This is a genomic window from Reichenbachiella sp. (assembly GCF_965233835.1).
Taxonomy (GTDB): Bacteria; Bacteroidota; Bacteroidia; order Cytophagales; family Cyclobacteriaceae; genus Reichenbachiella.
Genome location: NZ_OZ247585.1, coordinates 3388084 through 3411005, shown reverse-complemented (window position 1 = coordinate 3411005; position 22922 = coordinate 3388084). Strand labels below are relative to the sequence as shown.

Here is a 22922-nt window from a genome sequence, read left to right as displayed (position 1 = left end):
TTATTTTTCAATGTAAGTTTTCAAAGAGTCCACATAAATCATATTCTTCAAATGCGTGTTCTCATGAATCATATTTATGGATTCGTCATAGAAGGAGAGTAATAAAGTCTCATGACCGTATAGCTGATACATTTGTAGCTGAAAAAGTATAAGGGTTAAATCTATTTCTTCCATTCTGTGGGCATCCTTACTGAAATAGGTATCCATTATTTTTGGAATCGTCTCATCTGTAAGTGTTTCTTGAAAATCATAGGCTTTGGTGATTGACTGCAGTAACTCATAATCAAACTCTGAAAAAATACCAGTTTCTTTGGCTGCTTCCCAAGCACTACTGATTAACATAGAGTTAATCAAACCGCCATTCTCTATGAGTAGATTCATATTGAAAAAATCACTTTGCTTTAATTTTAGTTCCAGTTCAGGTTTTAAACCGCTGGAAAGACTGTCCAGTCTTGCAATAATTGCAGCATGTTGTTCATTCCACCGTTTTATTGTCCAATAATTCCGATAGAGCTCTTTGTGTATGCTTTCAATAGCGATCTCTTTCTTTTGATTGGTTTTATGATTCTCTGCGGTCTTATTGATGAAGAGTGCAAACAAGACACTGAAGATTATTAATACCCCTTCTCTAATGTGTTTCCCGAAGTGCTTTTTAGCCAAAACGATTGTATAGTTAGTTGGTAGTTAAAAGTAGGGAAAATTTATGAAATTGATCAGAGTCGCTAGAATAGGACTCAGATGCATTTGCAGCGTCCTCAATGTCTTTTGGAAGAGAGACTGATCGTGTTCTTTCGTGCACTCGTTGCGGGATCTGTTGCAAAAAAAATGTAGCTCTATCAGTAAAGGATGCTGCAACAGGTGCGGCATGACGGGTTAAACTTAATTCTTGAAAACCTGGACAGGTGCTGTCTCAGAAATTAAATATTTTTTTTGATTGCTTGTGAGTTCGCAGAGGCTTCGGGTGCGCCGAACTTCTAACTTCCGATAGACCTTTTTGTTGAACAGGAATTTACTTCCAGTTTCTACTTCTCGGAGTAGGAGGCCAATTTTGTTTTCGTCGTGATTGCGGAGAGCCACAAATAAAGCTTTGTCAGAGGTGCTTGTCGCTTTTGGATTTTTCATGTGCCTTGCTAGTGGCCCCAGCACGTCCATCGGAAATATGTCTTCTCGTAGCATAGGCAGCATCAGCTTCTTGAATTGCAGCTTCCATTCTTGTCCATGTGGCGATACGCTTCGCATATGCTTTTCATAGGTAAACAGATGGGCTACTTCATGGATGTAAGTCACCAAAAAGGCATAAGGATTCAAGTCATGATTGATGGATATGGTATGTGAGTGGGTCGCAGGGTCGTAGCGATAATCGCCATACTTGGATTGCCGTTTCCGAGTGATCCGAAAATTGAATCCCAATTCACTCCAAAGTGAGAAACAATAGTCCACTGCTTTTTCAGGTAGGTGGTTTTCAAACAGTCTGCGATGCTTGGCTTCTGACAATCTTATTTCTGTCTAAAGTAGATTTTAATTGGTACACCACGGAAATCGAAATGAGAGCGTAGTTTGTTCGTCAGAAACCTTTCGTAAGGTTCTTTGATGTACTGTGGTAGATTACAGAAGAAAGCAAATGATGGCGTTCTTGTTGGTAACTGTGTTACGTATTTGATTTTGATGTGCTTGCCTTTAAGGGCTGGCGGCGGATAGTGCTCTATCTCGGAGAGCATAGCATCATTCAGCTCAGAAGTCGTGATTCTTCTGGTTCTATTGGTGTTGACTTCAATAGCCAACTCGATGGCCTGGAAGATTCTTTGTTTTTCGGTAACCGAAGTGAATATGATAGGAATGTAAGAAAGCGGATTGCCCAGTTTCTCCTGAATCTCTTTTTTGAAGTTATCAGTCGTCTTATTGTCCTTGTCCTTGATCAAATCCCACTTATTTACCATGATCATGATCCCCTTCTTGTACTTGTCTGCCAGTGTAATGATATTCATGTCCTGAGCTTCAAAGCCGCGCTCAGCATCAATCATTACGATGCAGACGTCGCTGTCTTGAAGAGATTGAATAGCACGCAGCACAGAATAAAATTCAATGTCTTCTTTAACCTTAGCTTTTTTTCTAATCCCTGCAGTATCGGTAAGGATAAAGTCTTTGCCAAACAGTTTGTAGCGTGTATTGATAGCATCTCTGGTAGTGCCGGCAATATCGGTAACGATCGAACGATCTTTGCCGAGCAGGGCGTTAAGGAATGAAGATTTACCCGCATTAGGTCTGCCTAAAATAGAGATTCTCGGCACTCCTTCTTCGGGGTTCTCTACATCGCTATCTTCGAAATGTTCAACTACAGCGTCGAGCAAATCGCCTGTTCCAGATCCGCTGGTGGAAGCAATGACATGGATATCACTTTCTAAACCGAGGCCGTAAAATTCATTGGACATCAAAGTCAAATCTGGATTGTCAGCCTTGTTGGCTACAACAAACACAGGTTTTTTCAATTCTCTAAGGATATTGGCGAAGTCCTTATCCATATCGGTCATGCCATCATGACAATCTACCATGAATAGAATAACACTTGCTTCATCTAGAGCCAGTTTCACCTGATCCCTAATGGCCTCTTCAAATATATCGTCTGAGCCAGTTACGTATCCGCCTGTATCGATCACTGTAAAGTACTTGCCATTCCATTGGCCAAAGCCATAGTGACGATCACGTGTAACCCCACTTTCATCATCCATGATGGCTTTTTTCCTCTCTACGAGCCTATTGAAAAGTGTAGATTTTCCCACATTGGGGCGTCCTGTGATTGCTAGTATATTCGACAAAGCGATTTGATTTTTTTGAAGTCGCAAATTTAGACATAATAAGGTATATCCTGTGGATTGAATGCATTTTTCAACAAGGAAAAGGTAGCTAACATTGACACAAGTATAAATTACGATTTTTGATAAGCAACTTACGATTATTTAAGACTGCATGATGTTGTTATTCTTTATTAGTAATTCTGAATTCGTCAATCCATTAACAATTATTATCAATTGAGTTAATATTTTAAATTCTATGTTTATAATTCAACAGAACTCGATTTGAAAAGCCAAAGTCTTTATAGATTTGTCATATTAGAATAGTGAAACTCCATGTCGGTAGAAGAGGCAAAAAAAGAAATAGCATCCCTTAGCGAACAGATCAATTATCATAACCAGAAATATTATCAGGAGAGTGTTTCTGAGATTTCGGATTTTGAATTTGATCAATTGTTGAGCCGCCTGATTCAGCTGGAAACAGAATTCCCTGATCTTAAAAAAACCGATTCGCCATCACAGCGTGTGGGAGGGACAATCACAAAGAATTTTGAAACGGTAGCTCATAAGTTCCCGATGCTTTCTTTGGCAAATACCTATTCGCCGGAGGAATTAAAAGATTTTGACGGTAGAGTGAGTAAAGGATTAGAAGGTGAAGCCTTCGAGTATGTGTGCGAATTGAAATTTGATGGCGTGGCGCTGAGCTTGACTTATGAAAATGGAGAACTCCTTAGGGCAGTGACGAGAGGGGATGGTTCAAAAGGTGATAACGTGACCGCCAATGCGAAGACCATTAGATCTATTCCGTTAAAACTGCAAGGATCCGACTATCCCGAAAACTTTGAAGTCAGGGGAGAGGTGTTTATGCCCAACTCTGTTTTTCAAGACCTCAATAAACAAAAAATCGCAGACGGGGAAGAACCTTTGGCTAACCCACGAAATACGGCATCTGGCACTTTGAAAATGCAAGATTCGTCGGTAGTCGCTGCTCGAAAACTGGACTGCTACCTATACAGCTTGATGACCGATCGGAATGAGGTACCAACCCACTTTGATGCGGTGGAATCGTTGACCAAGTGGGGGTTTAACGTTTCTCCTACTTATAAAAAATGCAAAGACATTGACGAGGTATTGACTTATATCCAGCATTGGGAAGAGAAGCGACATGAGTTGCCTGTGGAGACTGATGGTATCGTTATCAAAGTAAATAGCCTTAAGCAGCAAAACGATTTAGGCTTTACAGCCAAAAACCCTAGATGGGCTATTGCTTATAAATACAAGGCTGAAAGTGCTATTACTCGCTTAAATGGAGTGACCTATCAGGTAGGTCGTACTGGGTCAGTGACTCCTGTCGCTGAATTGGAACCAGTACTTTTAGCTGGAACAACTGTAAAAAGGGCTTCCTTGCACAACGCCAATGAGATCCAACGCTTAGGTGTCAGGATAGGGGATCAGGTGCACGTAGAAAAAGGTGGAGAAATCATTCCTAAAATTACTGGTGTTGATTTGGCACTTCGGCCTAAAGATTCGGAGGAGCTGCATTACATCGAAAATTGTCCAGAATGTGAGACACCCTTAGTTAGGTATGAAGGCGAAGCCAATCATTACTGTCCTAACATAGAAGGCTGTCCACCGCAGATCAAAGGACGTATAGAGCATTTCATCCATCGTAAAGCTATGGACATAGATTCTATGGGAGAGCAGACAATTAAAGTGCTGTTTGAGAAGGGGTTGCTCAATAATATCTCAGATTTGTATGATTTAAAATATGAAGACCTGATTGATTTGGAAGGTTTTCAGGATTTGAGCGTAAAGAATCTATTGAAAGGAATTGAAGCCTCTAAACAGGTGCCTTTCGAACAAGTATTGTTCGGGATGGGGATTCGATTTGTAGGCAAAACGGTGGCGGAAAAATTAGCCATCCATTTTAAAAACATGGAGGCGTTGATGGTAGCTGATTTTGAAGCATTAGTAACAGTGCCTGAGATTGGTGATCGTATAGCAGAAAGTTTGATTCAGTATTTTGCTAAGGAAGAAAACAGAGTGCTGGTTCAAAAGTTGAAATCTGCAGGGCTCAATTTTGAAATTGATGAAAGTCAATTTCAAACCAGTAGCGATGTACTTGGAGGAAAGACGTTCGTGATCTCAGGAGTATTTGAGAAGTATGGACGGGATGAGCTCAAAGGCATAATAAAAGACCATGGAGGTAAAGTAGTGAGCTCTATCTCAGGCAAGCTGGATTATTTGGTTGCCGGGGATAAGATGGGACCAGCAAAACTTGAAAAGGCTGAAAAACTCAACATCAACATCGTATCCGAATCTGATTTCGATCAGATGATCAATTGATACTCAGAAAATGATAGGAAAATTATTAATCAAAATAAAAACTGCCTTAGCGCTGAAGAAAAATGACGCGATTCGTGTTTCTGATGCCTATAAAGAAGCTAAAAAAATTGGTCTGCTGTATACTTTAGATGATAACCGCCCACAGGATCGGTTAGAGGAACTTATCGGTAAGTTTGAATCCGATGGAAAGGAAGTAAGTACCATGTCATTTATTCCTGTCGCTGCTAAGCGCCCGGATCCTGATTATGCTTTTTTCAATGAAAAGGATCTAAACTCAAAAGGCAATTGGTCGAAAGAAGCAGTGTCTGGTTTTAGAAATGAGCCTTTCGATTTTTTGGTGAGCCTGGATTGGAATCAGAATAAATACACACAGAATATATTGGCAGGATCAAAGGCGAAATGCCGGGTAGGTAGATATGAAGAAGGCAAGGATCAATATTTTGAAATGATGATTAACCCAAATGATGATAAATATGCGTCTTATCTCACGCAAGTGTATCACTATTTAACAAATGTAAGAAATGGATAAATTTAGAGGGACAGGAGTGGCGTTAGTGACGCCTTTTAAAGAAGACTTGAGTGTAGATTATGATGCGCTCGAAAGGTTGGTTAATCATGTGAGTGAGGGAGGGGTAGACTACTTGGTAGTGATGGGTACCACGGCTGAATCTCCCACTTTGACTGGGAAAGAGAAGTTAGAAGTTCTAAGATTTGTAATAGCTAAGAACACTAAAAAATTACCTATTGTATATGGTTTGGGTGGAAATGATACGCAGGCCTTGGTGAATAAATTCAAGAATTTTGATATTAAAGTGGACGCTTTTCTGGTGGTATGCCCATTTTATAACAAACCATCACAAAGAGGTTTACAACTGCACTATGAAGCTATCGCAGATGTAGCACCAAAACCGATCATATTGTATAATGTACCTAAAAGGACCTCAGTGAATATGGTGACAAAGACTGTGATCGCTTTGGCTCAACATCCTAATATCATTGGTATTAAAGAGGCGTCAGGAGATACGGTCGTTCAGGCCGAGGAGATTGCAAGGAAGATGCCTGATGATTTTATCCTGACTTCAGGAGATGATGATTTGATCACACCGTTTATCAAGTGTGGAGGTCATGGAGTTATTTCTGTGATCGCAAATGCTCTCCCTGGTCATACATCGGATTTGGTGAATGCTGCTTTGGCAGGAGATTTTTCTAAGTCAAAAGTGATGGCTAATGATATGGAAGAGATGTTGAAGTTAATATTCTCTGAAGGAAATCCTACAGGTGTAAAAGCACTTTTACAGCTCATGGAAATTGGTAATAGTAAACTAAGACTGCCATTAGTAGAGGCGAGTGAAACGCTGAGACAACAGATCGCCGAGGAGTATAAAATATTGGACACAAAAAAAGGGATGATTTAATCATCCCTTCTTGTTTCTTATTAATCAGTGGATTAACCTTTGTTCTTGATGTCTTGAACTTCGATTCTGATTTCTTGAGCAAGGTTCTTAAGCTCCTGCATTCCTTTTCTTACTCTAGTACCTGCAGCTTGGTTCTTTTTGTCGTAGAATTTTTCAAAATCTCCCTCTAAAGAAGCGATAAGGTCTCTAACTTCATTAAATCTTTTCATATTGTTTTACTATTTAAGGTTATTGAATATTAAACAAGAGTTGGCAATTTATACTAAAAAACCATAAATCAATGGCGTAGGCCATGTTTTTTAATATTTTTTTAAGTTATGCCAATTGTGATATTTCTGCGTCTCTATACACGCCCGCATCTAGCTTTTCTTTAATCGCCTCGAATACAGTAATTGTTTCGTTCACGTCGTCCAAACTATGTGCAGCTGTTGGTATAATTCTGAGCATGATAACACCCTTAGGTACAACAGGATACACAATCATAGAACAGAAAATACTGTAGTTGTTTCTAAGATCAGTAATCATGTTAGCCGCCTCTTTCCATCCACCATTCAAAAGAACAGGGGTAACAGGAGACTGAGTTTTACCTAAGTTGAAGCCTTTTTCTTTTAGGCCTGATTGGATCGCATTAACGATAGTCCAAAGCTTGTCCTTCATTTCAGGACGAGTTTTCAGAAGCTCTAATCTTTTTAAGGCACCAATTACCAACGGCATTGGAAGTGACTTAGCAAAGATCTGAGATCTTACATTGTATTTTAAGAATTCGATCACATTCTTATCACCCGCAACGAAAGCGCCAATGCTTGCCATTGATTTTGCGAAAGTAGAGAAGTAAAGATCGATTCCATCCTGACAACCTTGCTCTTCACCAGTTCCAGCACCAGTTTTACCCATAGTACCGAATCCATGTGCGTCATCTACAAGGAGTCTGAATTCAAATTTCTTTTTAAGTTCGATTACGCCAGCCAGGTTGCCCATGCTACCAGACATGCCGAAAACACCTTCTGTGATTACTAAAACACCACCGCCGTTTTCTTTGGCTAGTTTTTCAGCTCTCACGAGTTGCTTTTCTAAGCTCTCCATGTCATTATGGAGATATACAAATCTTTTACCTACATGAAGTCTCAATCCATCAATGATAGATGCATGACATTCAGCATCGTAAACTACAACGTCTTTTCTATTTACCACAGCATCAATGATGGACATAATGCCCTGATAACCATAGTTAAGCAACTGACAAGATTCCTTCATTACGAAATCACCTAGTTCTTGCTCTAATTGCTCATGATATTTTGTGTTGCCAGTCATCATTCTGGCACCCATAGGATAGGCTAGTCCCCAATCTTCAGTAGCTTTAGTATCAGCTTCTCTTACCTCTGGCATATTTCCTAACCCCAGGTAGTTGTTCAAACTCCAGGTTAAGACCTCTTTACCTCTGAACTGCATACGAGGAGCGATTGGTCCTTCCAACTTTGGAAACATGTAAAAGTTTGTGTTATCCATGTCGGAGTGCTGACCTAGAGGGCCTCTATCCTCATTAAATTTTTCAAATAAATCCATTAATTTGCTTTGATTTAATGCAACAATGCTGTTTTTAAAACGAGTGCAAAGTTAACATTTCTGCTAACATTTACGCAATATTATTTGATATTCCCGATAGCAATTTCTTTGCCAATATTTCATCTATATTCGCTACTAGATAGTTGATTCGAACAATACTTTACCCCAAATGAAGAATATTAAGAAGATATTAATCGCTAATCGAGGTGAAATTGCGATTAGAGTGATTCGTTCTGCGAAAGAGATGGGAATAGCCACTGTCGCTGTTTTTAGTGAGGCAGACCGACTAGCCCCTCATGTGAAACTAGCTGACGAAGCGGTTTGTATAGGCCCGGCTGCTTCATCGCAGTCTTACTTAGTAATAGATAAGATCATTCAAGTCTGTAAGGATTTGAATGTGGATGCGGTTCATCCGGGATACGGATTCTTGTCAGAGAATGCAGAATTTGCCAGACAACTCAAAAAATCTAACATTACTTTAATAGGCCCGTCAGCCGAATCCATGGAAGTGATGGGAGATAAATTGGCTGCTAAGCAGGCGGTCGCAACTTATAATATCCCAATGGTGCCAGGTATTAATGAGGCTATCGAGGATTTGGAATTGGCCAAAAAAGTGGCCGATGAAATTGGCTATCCAGTCTTGATCAAAGCAAGTGCTGGTGGTGGAGGTAAAGGTATGCGAGTGGTAGAATCTCCAGAAGGACTTGAAGAAGGAATGACTCGCGCCATAAGTGAAGCAAAATCAGCCTTTGGCGATGGGTCAGTGTTTATAGAAAAGTACATTGGTTCTCCTAGACACATTGAAGTTCAAGTTCTTGGAGATGAGCATGGTAATATTTTGCACCTGTTCGAAAGAGAATGTAGTATTCAGCGTCGTCATCAAAAAGTGATAGAAGAAGCACCTTCTTCTATATTCAATGAGGAAAAAAGAAAGGCCATTGGAGAAACAGCTATCAATGTAGCTCGTGCTTGCAATTATGTTGGTGCAGGAACGGTTGAGTTTATTGTGGATGAAAATCACGATTTCTTCTTTTTGGAAATGAACACCAGACTGCAGGTGGAGCATTGTGTGACCGAGGAAATTACAGGAATTGATTTGGTGAAAGAACAAATCAAAGTGGCGAGAGGTGAGAAAATTAGTTTCGCTCAAGAAGACTTAGAAATAAATGGCCATGCGTTGGAAGTACGTGTATATGCTGAAAATCCTAAGAACAACTTTCTGCCAGATATTGGTAAGCTAATCACCTACAAAAGACCTCAAGGGCCGGGTGTTCGTATCGATGATGGCTATGAAGAAGGTATGGATATCCCTATCCATTATGATCCTATGATTGGAAAACTCATCACTAAAGGAGCGACCAGAAAGGAGGCGATAGATCGTATGACTCGAGCCATTGATGAATTCCAGATCAATGGTATTGAGACCACTTTGTCATTTTGCAAATATGCCATCAATCATGAGGCATTTGTGAGCGGGGACTTTGATACCAAGTTTGTTGACAATCATTTTACTCCTGATGTTCTGGATGGGAATGATGAAGAGGAGGAAAAAATAGCCGCTGTGATGGCAGTTATGGCTTTGGCTGAAACAAATCCTGCTGCAAAGAGTACCAATAAGAGTTCAAAGCAATGGAAGGCAAGAAACACCTACCGTTAATTATTGGTCTAGAACTCTATGGCGGAAATAAAACCATTACGCGCCTGGCGCTATAATGAAAAACTAGGAGAGGGTATCGATGAGTTGACTTCTCCTTTGTTTGATGTGGTATCTGAAAAATACCGCGAAAAGCTATATCAAAACGAATTTAATAGTATTCATATATCAGTTCCTAAGGAAGGTCCTGATGGTGAATTGTTGGATAGGAGGATTGAAGACTGGAAATCCAAAGGAATAATCGTTCAAGATAAGACCCCTGCTATATATGTCTACTATCAGTACTTCAAATTACCAGGAGATAACAAGGAGTATTGCCGAAAAGGCTTTATATGTAATATAAAACTCTATGATTGGGATGAAAAGGTATTACTCAGGCATGAGGATACCATGCCTCATTCAGTTGATGATCGTAAAAAACTTCTGGAACATACTCAGCTTCACGTAAGTCCAACACATGGGCTATATACTGATCCGACAAATAGTATTGAAAAATACATGGATGATACAGTGGCTTCTCCCTTGTATGATTGTGAGGATTATCAGGGGGTTAGAGATGTGCTCGGGGTAATACATGATTATAAAATTATTCAGGAGATTATGAGCTTGTTGAAAAACAAGCAAGTGGTCTTAGCAGATGGACATCATAGATACCAAGGGGCGTTGGCCTATCTTCATGAACAGCGAGAAAACAATTCATCGCATACTGGAGAAGAGCCTTATAATTATCATACGATGTATCTGACCAATATGGAGTCAGATGACCTTCGGATATTCCCAACACATCGTTTGATTAGAAAAATCAAAAAATTTGATCCAGACACGTTTTTAGAAAAACTCTCAGAGTATTTTCTGATTCGATCGTTGGATAATGAAGAGGATGTTTCTGAAGTGATTTCTGGAAAAAAATGGGCTTTTGGTTTAATGATGGGAGAGGAGGTTTATAAAATCAGGTTGCGCCAAGAAAAATATTACGAAATAGAATGGGAGATACCTGATGTGGTTAAGCAATTAGATGTCACCATACTTCATTACTTTATAATGGAGAAAGTTTTGGGTATCAAAAAAGAAAAGCAGCCAAGCTCAAAAAAAATTCGTTTTGAACGCAGCATGTCAACCTGTATAAAAAAGGCAATTTCAGAAAAAGTTCAAGCCGCTATTATTACACAAGAGATACCGATGCAAACCGTAAAGGATGTTTGCTTCTCTGGGTTTACGTTACCCCAAAAATCAACTTATTTTTACCCCAAGGTGATTTGTGGTTATCTATTTGGATCAATTAAACCAGAAGACAATAATGAAAAAATTGATCGTAGCTTCTAATTCCGCACGTCGGCAACAGTTGATGAAAGATGCCGGCTTTGAATTTGAAGTGCACGTATTGGATGTAGATGAAACACTGGGAGGTGATGTTTCGAATGAATCTGCTGCTGAGTATTTAGCCGAGAAAAAGAATAAAGCCTACCGTGCTATTTTCAGGGATGAGGTGATCCTTACTTCAGATACAGTGGTAATCTCTAATGATGAAATTTTGGGTAAGCCTTTGGATGACAAAGATGCTTTTAGAATGATCGCTTCTATGTCTGGAAAATCTCATGAAGTGATTTCTGGTGTGTGCATTTCTAGTCCCGATCATAAGATGAGTTTTAGTGATGTGACCAAAGTTCAATTTGAAGACCTTTCACCGGCCGAAATAGAGCATTATATAAAAAACTACCAGCCTTTTGATAAAGCTGGTAGCTATGGTATTCAGGAGTGGATGGGTATGATTGGAATTCAATCGATCCAAGGCTCCTTTTATAATGTCATGGGCTTACCCATCAATCGAGTATATCAGGTGTTGAGATCTGAATTTGGAGTATCTCCTTTTTAAAATCTGAAAAGACGACCGGCCTCTCCCCAAGGAATTCTTGAAAGCATAAGGACAAGAGCAATGGAGAAAAATATCAGTTGAGCTTTGAATTTTTCTGGATCTGATTCAGCTCTTTTTGCCTTTGCCTTTCCAATGGAAGCTGCTGCGATGGCCAAAACCATTACGAAGGCATGTTCTACTGCCCAGAATCTAAGCGTGGCATTTTTCATTACAGATTCAGATCCGCCAAAAGCTTGATAAGCAAATGGGCTAATGAAATAAAGAATCAATCCTAGAACGAAAGTTAGGTGCAGGCAGCCAACAAATGCTCCAGCCAATCCTTTTTCAGCTTTGCCATACGAGATGGATCCACTTTTACCAACAAAAGATTTATAAATATTGATCAGGGCAAGAATTAGAACTACCCATCTCAACCAGGAGTGTGCGAATAAAAGTACGTTGTACATAGTGTTGAATTTCTAGTGAAGTTGCTAAGGTAATACAGGCATAAAAAAACCCTGACGATTTCGACAGGGTTTCTTGCTCTTAGAGATAAATAAATTATCTCTTGTTGATATCTACATATGGTCTTTCAGTTTCACCAACATATACTTGTCTTGGTCTACCGATAGGCTCATTATTTTCTCTCATTTCTTTCCACTGAGCAATCCAACCTGGAAGTCTACCCAATGCAAACATTACAGTAAACATTTCAGTAGGGATACCAAGTGCTCTGTAGATAATACCAGAATAGAAATCTACGTTAGGGTAGAGGTTTCTCTCTACGAAATATGGGTCCTTCAAGGCTACTTCTTCTAGTCCCTTAGCGATATCCAAAACAGGATCTACTACACCTAGCTTATCCAATACATCGTCAGCAGCTTTCTTTATGATTTTAGCTCTAGGGTCAAAGTTTTTGTACACTCTGTGTCCAAAGCCCATCAATCTGAAAGGGTCGTTTTTGTCTTTTGCTTTGTCCATCCACTTCTGGGTGTCGCCTCCATCAGCTTTGATGTTTTCCAGCATTTCAATCACTGCTTGGTTTGCGCCGCCATGTAGAGGACCCCAAAGTGCGTTGATGCCTGCAGACAAAGAAACATACAAACTAGCTTGTGATGATCCTACAATTCTTACAGTGGACGTAGAACAGTTTTGTTCATGATCAGCATGAAGTATCAATAGCTTGTTTAAGGCAGCAGAAACTACAGGATCCACATCATAATCTTGCGATGGCAAGTTGAACATCATGTGAAGGAAGTTGCTGCAGTAATCCAAGTTGTTCTTTGGATACACTACAGGGTGTCCCATTTGGTTTTTATATGCCCATGCAGCGAAAGTTGGCATTTTAGCCAAGATTCTAACGATGCTCATATAAACCGCCTCTTTGGATCTGTTTGGATCTAGGCTCTCTGGATAAAATGCAGTCATCGCAGTTACCAAAGACGAAAGCACACCCATTGGGTGAGAGCTTGCTGGAAATCCATCAAGAATTTTCTTGAAGTCTTCATGTACTAACGTGTGCTGTGTAATATCATCAGTGAATGTTTTGTATTCACTTTCCGTTGGCAATTCACCATAAATCAGCAGGTAAGCCACTTCCAAAAAAGTAGAGTTTTCCGCCAGTTCTTCTATCGAGTATCCACGGTGCCTCAAAATTCCCTTTTCGCCATCCAAAAAGGTAATAGCGCTTTGGGTTGCTCCAGTGTTTTTGTACCCTGGGTCTAGGGTAATCAAACCACTTTGAGCTCTGAGTTGGCCAACATTGATGGCGGTCTCATTTTCGGTACCGGTGATTAATGGAAGTTCAATGCTCTTATCTCCTACTTTGATTTCTGCGGTGTCTTCTGCCATTGATTTATTTTAATTATGTGAAAGGACTAATAAAATTTTACGCGAAAATAGTGAATTATTGCTTCAATTTAAAGCCTAATTATTGTTTAATATCAAAGGAAGGCCTTCATCGCCACCCCCAATCACCACTACTTTCGAATTTGGTGACTTTGATAGTTCAATTGTAGCCTCAATTCCTCTCATTTTCAGTAATTGAGGTGTTAAGCTTGAGTTAACAATTTTATTGGCTGCCGCTTCACCTTCAGCTGCAATTCTCTTTCTTTCTGCTTCACTTTTTTCTTTATCCAGTCTAAACTGATAGGCCAAAGCTTCTTGTTCTTGCTGTAATTTATTTTCAATGGCCTGCTTGATTTGCGCAGGAAGGTTAATTGCTCTTATAAGAAGTGCTTTCATAATGACATTGTTGCCCTCCTGACTTAGCACCTCAGCGGTCTCACTTTTGATTGCATCTTCCACTTCAGATCGCTTGGTAGAGTAGATTTCTTCAGCTGTATATCTTCCCATAACTTGTCTGACTGAAGACCTTACTTCTGGGATTACCAGTCTGCTTATATAGTCTTGTTGAAATGTCTCCTGTATGTATCCAATTCTTGAAGGCATAGGTGTAAATCTGACTGATACATCAACGCTGAGAGACAGTCCATTTTTGTCGAGCACATCCATTCCTTCTTCTACTTTGTTTTCTGAAACATCAAATACATAAACTTTGTTCCAAGGAGCCTTTACATGAAAGCCAGGTCCAATCACATTGTCTTTGTCTAATTTCTCTGCACCAAATTTGTAAAATACAACTGCTCGTTCAGCTGGTCCTAAAGTGTAAAAAAGGCTAGAAGAAAGGCCGACCACTACAAAAAGCGCAAAGGCCGCTACGACTAATAAGGGTAAAAATTTTCTGTTATCCATGTTATTAAGGAATTTTGGTTAATTGAATCTCAAATGTACGATAAAGTTGATTAGGTCTTCTGTTTTTTCTTCTTGGCTGCAGGGAAAAGGATGTTATTTAATATCAATCGATAACCCGGAGAATTCGGATGAAGGTTGAGGTCTGTAGGTTCTTCATTTACTAGATGTTGGTAGTCCTCTGGGTCATGTCCTCCGTAGAATGTCCAGAAACCTTTTCCAAAGACCCCGTGGATATATTTGGCTTCATTGATCGACTTAGTTTCTCCAAGTAGTACCACATCGGATTTTACCAAACGTTTTTTAAAGGCTGTCGTCTGTCCCATAAATCCTTTGATGATGTGCTCATGGTTTTGGGTAAGCATGGTAGGGATAGGATCCCATTTGGCAGAAAATTGGAATAAAGAAAAGTAGTCATTGTCCTCTGTTAACCCTCTTTGATTGGGTTGGGTGTCTATGTTAGAGAATTCATATATATATGGATTGCGTTCTAGCATAAAGTCCTTGAATGCAAAAGTTTTATCAAAGTTCAATTTGTTTTGAGCTTGGGGATCTGCAGGATCACCATCAAACATACTTTCACAAATGTCTACGCCCTCTGCTGATAGCGCAATGTCATAGGTGTCTGTGGCGGAGCACATGGCAAATAAGAAACCGCCACTTGCTACATAGGATTGTATTTTTTTTACAATACCCAGTTTCAGGTGAGAAACCTTTGAAAATCCATGTTTTCTGGCAGATTCTTCATATTCACGCTGTTGTTGTTGGTACCAGGGATAGTGTTGATAGACACGATAGAAACGGCCATACTGACCTGTAAAGTCCTCATGGTGAAGGTGTAGCCAGTCATATTTCGGCAATTCGTCATACATTAGTTCATCATCAAAAACCACGTCGTATGGAATTTCTGCATAGGTTAATACCAAGGTCACCGCATCATCCCAAGGCTGCTTACTTTTCGGTGAGTAGACAGCTATTTTAGGGTATTTTTCCAACTTCATAGCATCCATATTGGATGATGGACTGGCAATTTCACTGAGAATTCCATTGGCTTGTGCATCAGAAATTACCAGATAGCTTACCCCTCTAATGATCAGTTCATTCTCAAAATTTTGATAATACTTAAACATAAAGGCGCCGCCCTTATAGTTTAGAAGCCAATCGACTTCGATTTCATTTTGAAGTACCCAATAGGCAATTCCGTAAGCTTTTAGGTGATTGGCCTGCGTATTGTCCATGGGGAGTAGGATGTGAGACCCCTTGAGCCCGAATGAAATCACCAGAAAGAACAAAACCAAACCTTTACGCATATCCATCATATTTGAATGCCAATTTACTAACTCTAGGTTTTTTTAAACTGAACTTTCAATTATTAGTTGTCTTGTTGTAATAAATTGCCATGACATACGTCTAAATTCAGAAGCGTTTGTCTATGAATCTAATCGAAAACATCCGGGAAGCCGTTAAGTCAATTTTAGCCAATAAACTCAGAACGGTATTAACTGCAGCCATTATTGCTATTGGTATTACTTCATTAGTTGGAATTCTCACTGCTATTGACGGTATTCAAAATTCTATTAATGATAGTTTCTCCAATCTTGGGTCGAATACTTTTGTTGTTGAAGATATTCGAGAAGAAAGAGGGAAGAAGGCAGGGAAAGCTCAAAAGAGTTATCCACCATTGACTTTTGATGAAGTGTCTCAGTTTGTACGGAATTACAAAGTAGGTGAGGTAACGGCTTTATATACCAGTGTTACTCGCTTTGCTGAAATAAAATACGAATCAGAAGTTACCAACCCAAATTTTGCAGTGATTGGAGGTGACCTTAATTACTTGTATGTAGAAGGCTATGATTTGGAAGATGGACGAAGTATTTCCGCATTTGAACATCAAAATGGGTCTAATGTAGTCTTAATTGGTCATGAGGTTTTAACTACCCTTTTCAAAGAAAATGAAAATGTTCTTAATAAGTCTATTTCTTTTTTGGGCTCAAAATTTAAAGTGGTTGGCGTTTTAGAAAAGCAAGGCTCTGAAGGAGGTCGTGCCGATCGTGCGGTTATCGTACCTTTGAATGTGGCTCGACGTCTGGCTAAAAACAGGTCTTTGAAATATCATGTGGGTGTATCTGTAAAAGACCCTACCAAAATGGAACACCTGATGGGAGAGGCCACTGGCCTGATGAAGGCAATTAGACGTGATACACCTGGTAGCGATAACTCATTTGCTATTCAAGAAAAGAAATCATTGGCAGAAAGGCTAGGAGAGATTACCGGTTATTTACAAATAGGGGGATTTACCATAGGGTTTATCACCTTGTTAGGCGCATCTATTGGACTGATGAATATTATGCTCGTATCTGTGACAGAAAGGACACGGGAGATTGGAGTCCGTAAGGCCATGGGCGCTACACCCAAACGCATTCGTCAACAGTTTTTGATAGAGGCCATCGTAATTACCCAAATCGGAGGCTTTGGCGGAGTGGTATTGGGTTTTATTGTTGGTAACATTATCTCCCATTTTTTGGCGGACACATTTGTTGTTCCCTGGCTTTGGATGCTCTTTGGTTTTGTAGTTGGTGTCGTTGTGGGTTTATTATCTGGCTACTTACCAGCCCATAAGGCATCCAAATTAGATCCTATCGTTTCATTACGTTTCGAATAGAAATTGTATTATTTTGGGATGGAGTTTCGTTAGAAGTAAAAATATTACGAAATTTACCTCATTCCCATAGTGAAAAATGAAGCGTAATTTAATTTTTCTCATATTCTTGATGTCTCAGGCCACTTTTGGTCAAGAGCTTTTATTGACTGGAGTCTATAAAGGTGAAGGCTTATATATTCAAAATCCTTATGATGCCGATTCAGGAGAGTTTTGTGTTCAGTCCATCTATGTAAATGGAAAGAAAACGCGAACTAATTTGTCGCTTACAGCTGTCCGATTGGCCTTTCGAGATGTTGATTTATACACGCCCGTTTCTGTGAAAGTGGTTCATGGTGACAGTTGCAAACCACGTATTGTAAATCCTGAAGCCGTTTTGTATCACAGTAACTTTAAATTTGATAGCCTGGTACTCAACGATTCAATTATGCACTGGTACACCAAAGGAGATCGAAGAGACGGGAAGTACAAAATTGAAAAACTAAAAGGGACCTATTGGGATGTAATTAAAACACTCCGTTCTAAGGGAAGGTTTGCGGGTGCGCAGTATGTTTTTTTCCCTGAACATACAGATGGAGGAAATAAGTACAGAATTAAATACGAACTACCTGAAGGGCGGTATCTATATTCTACTGAAATGGAGCATTACCATTATCCGGAGAGCGTTACTTTTTCACCAAGATTAGTAACGGATAAGATGACTTTTTCAAGAGAAGCGCGATATGAGATACTCAAGGATGGAGATATCATATTGCAAGGCAAAGCCAAAGAAATCCCTCTAAAACGTTTGGAGCCAGGTGATTATTCAATCATCATCGAAGGTGAGGAAGATACATTTGTAAAGAAATAGGGATCAGTCTGTAAAGTTGGAGGCGAGAACTTTTGACTTATGCACAATTGTCCAAAAGCTTAGAAGATCCCTCAACAAGCCTTGTCTGCCGACAGGCAGGCTACGGGATGACTCGTTCTTTTTGCTTGCCAGACGATTAATTCAAGTCACTTCGTAGGGAGGAAGGGACGACCAAAGAAGTCTTCGTGCAAGAAGGAAGGCTTGACCCTCACCACTCACAATAAATACATTTCCTCCAGAAATACAGAGTGATCCAAAAATAGAAAGGCCACATTTTGACATAAAAAAACTCAAGGCTCTCCGAAGAACCTTGAGTTTCCTTTTTAGGATGTATTTTATTAATTGATAATGTCTACGCCGAAGAAGTTGCTCAATACTACCATGATAAACAATAGGCCTAGTAGTGCTGGACATAGGTACCGTACCGCAAAACCGATGAATACTTTTACTCTGGAGTTTTCGTAGCCTTCGTAGCCAATCGCAATTTCTTCATTTAGGTTTTCTTTCTTCCAAACATAACCTGCGAAGGTTACAATCAAGAACCCTCCCAATAGCAGCATACAATCTGCCAGGTGTCCAAGAAAGTCCATAAAACCCACGGGTGAGGCTGCTCCCGCATAAGTGATAAAAGCCGTAAATGTTTCGCTGTATCCATTTCCAACTAAAGAAGGGAGTCCAACAACAAAGATAATTGCGGCTGTAATGGCTGTTGCTTTTGGTCTACTGATTTTATGCTCGTCTACAACATAAGAGACTGGTACTTCTAGCAGTGATACTGTAGAGGTCAAGGCGGCAAATGATAGAAGAAGGAAAAAGAACGCTCCTAACAAGCTGCCTAATCCAGCTCCTAATGATTCGAATACACTTGGCAAAGCAGCGAATATCAGACCGGCTCCCCCTTGCACGTTAGACATGTCTCCACCTGTGCTATACGCAACTAAAGGAAAGAGCATTAAGCCTGCTAAAAAAGCAATGCCAACGTCGAAGAAAGTGACAGATACAGTTGAACTAATAATATTTTCTTTCTTAGATAAATAACTACCGTAGGTAATGATGGTTCCCATGCCTAAGGATAGCGAGAAGAATGATTGCCTTAAGGCTCCACCAATAGTTTTTAGATTCAATTCAGAGAACTCAGGGATCAAGTAGTATTGCACTCCTGTCATCGCATTGGGAAGTGTTAAAGAATAAGCCAACAACCCGAGAATCATAACGATCAATGTCGGCATCAGAATCTTTGCTCCTTTTTCGATCCCGGCTGACACACCTCTCGATACGACAAAGGCGGTCACTGCCATAAATACGACTGCGTAGATTCCGGTGGTACTCACATTGGCTACGTAAGAACCAAACTCTTTCCCAACATTGAAGTTTCCTTGCGCCAATTCAAAGAAATAGCCCAATGCCCATCCAGCTACTACATTATAAAAAGACAGGATTACTACACCAGCAAGGATTCCCATCTTGCCTATGATGTTCCATTTGTTGTAGCCTAAGGCGTTGAATGCACCCACTGCATTTTTGCTGGTTTTCCTACCAATGGCAATCTCTGTAACCATAACAGGGAAACATAGCAGAAAACAAAAGACAAGATAAATGAGTACGAATGCGGCTCCGCCACCTGCTTCCACTTCGAAAGGGAATTTCCAAATATTACCTAGTCCAACCGCCGAGCCAGCTGCTGCTAAAATGAATCCCAATCGATTGCTAAAATTTCCTCTTCCTGCCATTTTCTGTTGTTTAGTGAGATTGTCGCAGTGTACAGGTTGATACACAAATCTTGCGACAGTCAATTGTTATGCTGTTACATGAAACCACGAATATAAAAGAGGAAATGGAATAACCCACATTTTTTTTAACAAAGGCAGATTATGATGATCGGCGACCTATACAGTTGCTGTTTGTCCAGAATATTTGAACATTTTTTTCTCCTTGATCATGTGAGCCACTTTGTAGGGGACATACTCTTCCCAACCAGCCGTACCTTTTTTGATCATTTCTAAAACATTATCTGAAATAATATGAAGGTTTTCGACTTTGGCGTTTTTTATATCCTGAATAAAAAGGTTGGTTCTCAGGTGCTCATAGAGATGAGTGAGGTGGTCTGAAGGTTGAAAATTATCACTTGTTTGAAGTTGATCTGATCTATCGGTTTTACTTGGGTAAACCAATACTTGTTGATTGGCGGCAAACAATTTACCGAAGGCTTCCATAATTCCACCAGGAAGGTTGGTGTAGTACTCTTCTTCAAAAAGGCGCGCCAAATTGTTGATGCCTAATATGAAGGCAATCTTTCCCTTTCTGGTAATCCTACTGAGATAAACAGCTAATCGATAATGTTCCTGGTAATTGGAAATGAGTACGGTTTGTCCTAAGGAGTTCAATAAGTCCACTCGATCCAGGAAATCCTGCTCGTCGATTTCTCCATCAAGCGTAAGGTCCTTCAAGGTGAGTTCAGCAATGACATCGAATTGCTCGTTGTTTTCTTCTAGCTCTTTTTTGAATTGACGCACACCAGCCAGCATCATATCTACATTTACATGCGTGACGGGTCTGAATCTGCCTCTCAATACACACACATTTTTCTTATATAAGAAAGAAGTTGGTTGTTTGACTTCACCATGTTGGTTGAAAATGGCAGCTCTGGTCAGTTTGTGTTTGACCAGTTGTAAACTCATCAACCGATTATCGATACCTTCAAATGCAGGTCCTTCCAACCTGAACATGTCAATTTCAATTCGATCTTTACTGAAATTGTCGACAATTGAAGTCATCAGTTTCTCAGGATCACCAAAATGATTGAAACAACCAAAGATCAGGTTAACTCCAATTTTGCCAAGCACTTCTTGCTGCCAGAGCATATCCGGATCTTTCAGTACGACATGGATGATGCAGTCGTTGGGTTCTGCGAAAGGAGTCAGTTGAAACCGTACCCCAATCCAGCCATGTCCTTGATTGGTCTTTTGGTAGTTAATAGTTTCAACTGTGTTAGCGAAAGCAAAGAAACGGGTTTCGTCGGCTCGATGATTCAAGCGTTTGGATAGCAGGTGATACTCCTTGTCGAGCATTTTGAGGAGTTTTTCTTCGCAGACGTATCGCTTGGTTGCTCCATAGATTGCATCAGAAAACTTCATGTCATAAGCTGACATGGTTTTGGCTATGGTTCCAGAGGCTCCACCAGCCTTGAAAAAATTGGACGCCACCTCTTGTCCTGCTCCAATTTCAGCCAATGTACCATAAATGGATTCATTTAGATTGAGAGAGAGAGCTTTCTCTTTTGTGGTGTGTACGCCTGCTTCCATAATTTCTTTGCTTGTACAAAATTATCCAGAAGGTACTCGATTTGAAAGCAGGAACCTGCCAAATTTGCTATTTTTGCTTATTATTTTAAATATTTAAAGCACGCGATCAATTTCTTAAAAATTTAATCGTTAGACTTTTTAAACCAACGATCCACATTGAACCAATTTCTTCTCCTTTATGAAACAGTAAATCTTGATGAAAGACTCATGTGGGGAGGGATTATTTTCTTTTTGCTGTTTTTCATGGGAGTGGTTGCGGCTTATATCGATTCACTGAATCTGTTTTATTACAGGAAAGTATTTTTTAAAGTAGGTGATATTGAAATTACCTATTGGTATAAGTGGAAACTGTTCACAAGTAAAGGATCTCCATTTTTCATTTGGCGAAAGATGAAAATCAAAAATACGATGATGGGAACAGAATCTGAACACGTCTTAGATCCGGTAAGCGAAAAAGGTCATATTCTCTATTTCTACTTCGATCATAATTACGAAACGTATACAGGTATGCTGTTTGATGCTCTGGTGGTTAGAGATTCTGATATATCTATGGGTTTTGACGTGTATTCCCTCGACTATTTGGGTACACACTATGTTTATGAAAGGAGAGAGGAAAAAACCGAATATCTCGGGATGATTGAACGGGGTAAATTCTACAAGTCGGAGGGAATGTTCAGGAATGTGGAAAGTAAAGAGCTGAATTATTGAATAAAGGGTTGTCAAGCTGATGTTCTCTATGCTCAACAACCCTTTGTATGGTCTTTTGTTACTTCACTTCGTATGCAGCTACAGTGTTCCCAAAGAAGGTAGGCACCAGTAACAATTGCTTTTCAGGCAGGTAGCAAATATCAGCGGCATTTTGGCCCTCAGCTTTAGTGTCTAAGACTAAGGTTCTGCTTCCTAAATTATCTACAAAATGAACCTCGCCATTCCAATTTGACACGAAATAGTGTTCGCCATAGGCTACAATTCCATCGCCTCCTGGAATGGAGTCAGATATTACCTCTCTCATTTTTGTGTTGATGTCTATTCGGGAAAACTCATCTCCAAAATAAGAAGCAACCATGAGATGACTTCCCTGATGCAATAGACCATTCGGCCCTATTAATGTCGTGTCGTTGAGCCATGTCCTCACATTCCCATTATTTAGTACATGTATTGTATTGGTTCCTGTATCAGAGATGTAGACATCTTCATCTTTAGTTACACTTATATCATTCAAAAACGCGGCACCTTCTATGGGATATCTTGCGATGATGACGCCACTTGGAATATCTATTTCTACAATTTCGTCTATGTTGGTCACAAACAAACTACTATCTGAAATGCCCATGCCCTTAGGTGCTGAGATTTCAGTGACCCATTCTCTTTCTATGATCTCTCCATTGATCGAAATGATTGAGATATATCCATCATTGTCTTTGGCGGTAGGAGGTACGGCGTTGATGTTGGAAACATAGAGTACGTCTCGAAATTCATCATATATGACAGACTCTGGAGTTTGTAAGGTGCTGTCCGTTTCCCAGACCTTAGTAAGGGTTGGGGCTGTAACTTTTTCAGGAACTGAAGGATTTTCTTCTTTCTTTTTAGCAGGTTGACAAGTAAATGCAATCAGAGCCAAAGAAGCTAGTAATATGTTGATTTTCATGGTTTATAGTTTAGATGATTGCTCTAAATTAATAAAATGAGAGCATAAAAAAAGCGGCTGAATAGCCGCTCTAAATTCTTATTGAATAATGAA

The 22922-nt window shown here is 39.8% G+C and carries 21 protein-coding genes; 9 read left to right on the top strand and 12 right to left on the bottom strand.

What is annotated here, in order from left to right; all coding sequences use genetic code 11:
• The 3 genes from ACO6S2_RS14400 to der all read right to left on the bottom strand — a co-directional run bounded on the left by ACO6S2_RS14400 (position 1) and on the right by der (position 2813).
• The gene (locus tag ACO6S2_RS14400) at positions 1–660 is read right to left on the bottom strand and encodes a hypothetical protein (RefSeq protein WP_422359258.1); all 660 of its coding nucleotides are present in this window, start codon (positions 658–660) and stop codon (positions 1–3) included.
• Between the two features lie 219 nt (positions 661–879).
• The gene (locus ACO6S2_RS14395; protein ID WP_422359257.1) at positions 880–1494 is read right to left on the bottom strand and encodes a SprT-like domain-containing protein; all 615 of its coding nucleotides are present in this window, start codon (positions 1492–1494) and stop codon (positions 880–882) included.
• 2 nt (positions 1495–1496) lie between these two features.
• Entirely contained in the window at positions 1497–2813 is a 1317-nt protein-coding gene (der, locus tag ACO6S2_RS14390) for a ribosome biogenesis GTPase Der (RefSeq protein WP_422359256.1), read from the bottom strand.
• A 312-nt stretch (positions 2814–3125) separates the two neighbouring features.
• Here der and ligA point away from each other — a divergent pair, with 312 nt between their 5' ends.
• Genes ligA through dapA form a run of 3 tightly spaced genes read left to right on the top strand, consistent with a single transcriptional unit; the run spans position 3126 to position 6550 of the window.
• Complete coding sequence (ligA, locus tag ACO6S2_RS14385) at positions 3126–5135, top strand: NAD-dependent DNA ligase LigA (protein ID WP_422359255.1); 2010 nt, start codon at positions 3126–3128, stop codon at positions 5133–5135.
• A gap of 10 nt (positions 5136–5145) precedes the next feature.
• A complete protein-coding gene (locus ACO6S2_RS14380) occupies positions 5146–5664 on the top strand; it encodes a DUF6913 domain-containing protein (RefSeq protein ID WP_422359254.1) in 519 nt (172 codons plus the stop codon).
• A complete protein-coding gene (gene dapA / locus ACO6S2_RS14375; RefSeq protein WP_422359253.1) occupies positions 5657–6550 on the top strand; it encodes a 4-hydroxy-tetrahydrodipicolinate synthase in 894 nt (297 codons plus the stop codon). The genes ACO6S2_RS14380 and dapA overlap by 8 nt, the downstream gene beginning before the upstream one ends.
• Before the next feature lie 32 nt (positions 6551–6582).
• Here dapA and ACO6S2_RS14370 read toward each other — a convergent pair whose 3' ends face one another.
• Entirely contained in the window at positions 6583–6759 is a 177-nt protein-coding gene (locus ACO6S2_RS14370) for a histone H1 (RefSeq protein ID WP_422359252.1), read from the bottom strand.
• A gap of 106 nt (positions 6760–6865) precedes the next feature.
• The gene (locus ACO6S2_RS14365; RefSeq protein WP_422359251.1) at positions 6866–8113 is read right to left on the bottom strand and encodes an aminotransferase class I/II-fold pyridoxal phosphate-dependent enzyme; all 1248 of its coding nucleotides are present in this window, start codon (positions 8111–8113) and stop codon (positions 6866–6868) included.
• 169 nt (positions 8114–8282) lie between these two features.
• On the opposite strand from ACO6S2_RS14365, the gene accC reads away from it, so the two are divergent.
• The 3 genes from accC to ACO6S2_RS14350 are packed head-to-tail and all read left to right on the top strand — an operon-like array spanning position 8283 to position 11640.
• Complete coding sequence (gene accC / locus ACO6S2_RS14360; protein ID WP_422359250.1) at positions 8283–9770, top strand: acetyl-CoA carboxylase biotin carboxylase subunit; 1488 nt, start codon at positions 8283–8285, stop codon at positions 9768–9770.
• A gap of 18 nt (positions 9771–9788) precedes the next feature.
• Positions 9789–11090, top strand: coding sequence for a DUF1015 domain-containing protein (locus tag ACO6S2_RS14355; protein WP_422359249.1), 1302 nt, complete (start codon positions 9789–9791; stop codon positions 11088–11090).
• Entirely contained in the window at positions 11065–11640 is a 576-nt protein-coding gene (locus tag ACO6S2_RS14350; protein ID WP_422359248.1) for a Maf family protein, read from the top strand. The genes ACO6S2_RS14355 and ACO6S2_RS14350 overlap by 26 nt, the downstream gene beginning before the upstream one ends.
• On the opposite strand, the gene ACO6S2_RS14345 is transcribed toward ACO6S2_RS14350, so the two are convergent.
• The 4 genes from ACO6S2_RS14345 to ACO6S2_RS14330 form a co-directional block, all read right to left on the bottom strand.
• Positions 11637–12086, bottom strand: coding sequence for a hypothetical protein (locus ACO6S2_RS14345; protein WP_422359247.1), 450 nt, complete (start codon positions 12084–12086; stop codon positions 11637–11639). The two genes, ACO6S2_RS14350 and ACO6S2_RS14345, sit on opposite strands and share 4 nt — an antisense overlap.
• A gap of 94 nt (positions 12087–12180) precedes the next feature.
• The gene (locus tag ACO6S2_RS14340) at positions 12181–13470 is read right to left on the bottom strand and encodes a citrate synthase (protein WP_422359246.1); all 1290 of its coding nucleotides are present in this window, start codon (positions 13468–13470) and stop codon (positions 12181–12183) included.
• A 75-nt stretch (positions 13471–13545) separates the two neighbouring features.
• A complete protein-coding gene (locus ACO6S2_RS14335) occupies positions 13546–14373 on the bottom strand; it encodes a prohibitin family protein (RefSeq protein ID WP_422359245.1) in 828 nt (275 codons plus the stop codon).
• Positions 14374–14423: 50 nt separating this feature from the next.
• Positions 14424–15680, bottom strand: coding sequence for an asparagine synthetase B (locus ACO6S2_RS14330; protein ID WP_422359244.1), 1257 nt, complete (start codon positions 15678–15680; stop codon positions 14424–14426).
• Positions 15681–15802: 122 nt separating this feature from the next.
• On the opposite strand from ACO6S2_RS14330, the gene ACO6S2_RS14325 reads away from it, so the two are divergent.
• Both ACO6S2_RS14325 and ACO6S2_RS14320 read left to right on the top strand, forming a co-directional pair.
• Positions 15803–17032: an ABC transporter permease gene (locus ACO6S2_RS14325; protein ID WP_422359243.1), complete on the top strand. Its 1230-nt coding sequence runs from the start codon at positions 15803–15805 to the stop codon at positions 17030–17032.
• 76 nt (positions 17033–17108) lie between these two features.
• Positions 17109–17879: a hypothetical protein gene (locus tag ACO6S2_RS14320; protein ID WP_422359242.1), complete on the top strand. Its 771-nt coding sequence runs from the start codon at positions 17109–17111 to the stop codon at positions 17877–17879.
• 338 nt (positions 17880–18217) lie between these two features.
• Here the strand turns inward: ACO6S2_RS14320 and ACO6S2_RS14315 are convergent, their stop codons facing one another.
• A complete protein-coding gene (locus ACO6S2_RS14315; protein WP_422359241.1) occupies positions 18218–19609 on the bottom strand; it encodes a sodium-dependent transporter in 1392 nt (463 codons plus the stop codon).
• Between the two features lie 156 nt (positions 19610–19765).
• Positions 19766–21181, bottom strand: a complete 1416-nt coding sequence (locus ACO6S2_RS14310) for a TonB-dependent receptor (protein WP_422359240.1) — start codon at positions 21179–21181, stop codon at positions 19766–19768.
• Between the two features lie 156 nt (positions 21182–21337).
• On the opposite strand from ACO6S2_RS14310, the gene ACO6S2_RS14305 reads away from it, so the two are divergent.
• A complete protein-coding gene (locus ACO6S2_RS14305; protein WP_422359239.1) occupies positions 21338–21889 on the top strand; it encodes a hypothetical protein in 552 nt (183 codons plus the stop codon).
• Between the two features lie 58 nt (positions 21890–21947).
• On the opposite strand, the gene ACO6S2_RS14300 is transcribed toward ACO6S2_RS14305, so the two are convergent.
• On the bottom strand, positions 21948–22829 hold the full coding sequence (locus ACO6S2_RS14300) for a hypothetical protein (RefSeq protein ID WP_422359238.1): 882 nt from the start codon (positions 22827–22829) through the stop codon (positions 21948–21950).
• Positions 22830–22922 lie beyond the last annotated feature (93 nt).

Excerpts from the sequence above, each read along its gene's own strand:
- ACO6S2_RS14315 (WP_422359241.1), bottom strand. The coding sequence starts at position 19,609 with ATGGCAGGAAGAGGAAATTTTAGCAATCGATTGGGATTCATTTTAGCA.
- ACO6S2_RS14335 (WP_422359245.1), bottom strand. The coding sequence starts at position 14,373 with ATGGATAACAGAAAATTTTTACCCTTATTAGTCGTAGCGGCCTTTGCG.
- accC (WP_422359250.1), top strand. The coding sequence starts at position 8,283 with ATGAAGAATATTAAGAAGATATTAATCGCTAATCGAGGTGAAATTGCG.
- ACO6S2_RS14325 (WP_422359243.1), top strand. The coding sequence starts at position 15,803 with ATGAATCTAATCGAAAACATCCGGGAAGCCGTTAAGTCAATTTTAGCC.
- ACO6S2_RS14350 (WP_422359248.1), top strand. The coding sequence starts at position 11,065 with ATGAAAAAATTGATCGTAGCTTCTAATTCCGCACGTCGGCAACAGTTG.
- ACO6S2_RS14380 (WP_422359254.1), top strand. The coding sequence starts at position 5,146 with ATGATAGGAAAATTATTAATCAAAATAAAAACTGCCTTAGCGCTGAAG.
- ACO6S2_RS14330 (WP_422359244.1), bottom strand. The coding sequence starts at position 15,680 with ATGCGTAAAGGTTTGGTTTTGTTCTTTCTGGTGATTTCATTCGGGCTC.
- ACO6S2_RS14365 (WP_422359251.1), bottom strand. The coding sequence starts at position 8,113 with ATGGATTTATTTGAAAAATTTAATGAGGATAGAGGCCCTCTAGGTCAG.
- ligA (WP_422359255.1), top strand. The coding sequence starts at position 3,126 with ATGTCGGTAGAAGAGGCAAAAAAAGAAATAGCATCCCTTAGCGAACAG.
- dapA (WP_422359253.1), top strand. The coding sequence starts at position 5,657 with ATGGATAAATTTAGAGGGACAGGAGTGGCGTTAGTGACGCCTTTTAAA.
- ACO6S2_RS14340 (WP_422359246.1), bottom strand. The coding sequence starts at position 13,470 with ATGGCAGAAGACACCGCAGAAATCAAAGTAGGAGATAAGAGCATTGAA.
- ACO6S2_RS14320 (WP_422359242.1), top strand. The coding sequence starts at position 17,109 with ATGAAGCGTAATTTAATTTTTCTCATATTCTTGATGTCTCAGGCCACT.
- ACO6S2_RS14300 (WP_422359238.1), bottom strand. The coding sequence starts at position 22,829 with ATGAAAATCAACATATTACTAGCTTCTTTGGCTCTGATTGCATTTACT.
- ACO6S2_RS14345 (WP_422359247.1), bottom strand. The coding sequence starts at position 12,086 with ATGTACAACGTACTTTTATTCGCACACTCCTGGTTGAGATGGGTAGTT.
- ACO6S2_RS14355 (WP_422359249.1), top strand. The coding sequence starts at position 9,789 with ATGGCGGAAATAAAACCATTACGCGCCTGGCGCTATAATGAAAAACTA.
- ACO6S2_RS14370 (WP_422359252.1), bottom strand. The coding sequence starts at position 6,759 with ATGAAAAGATTTAATGAAGTTAGAGACCTTATCGCTTCTTTAGAGGGA.
- ACO6S2_RS14310 (WP_422359240.1), bottom strand. The coding sequence starts at position 21,181 with ATGGAAGCAGGCGTACACACCACAAAAGAGAAAGCTCTCTCTCTCAAT.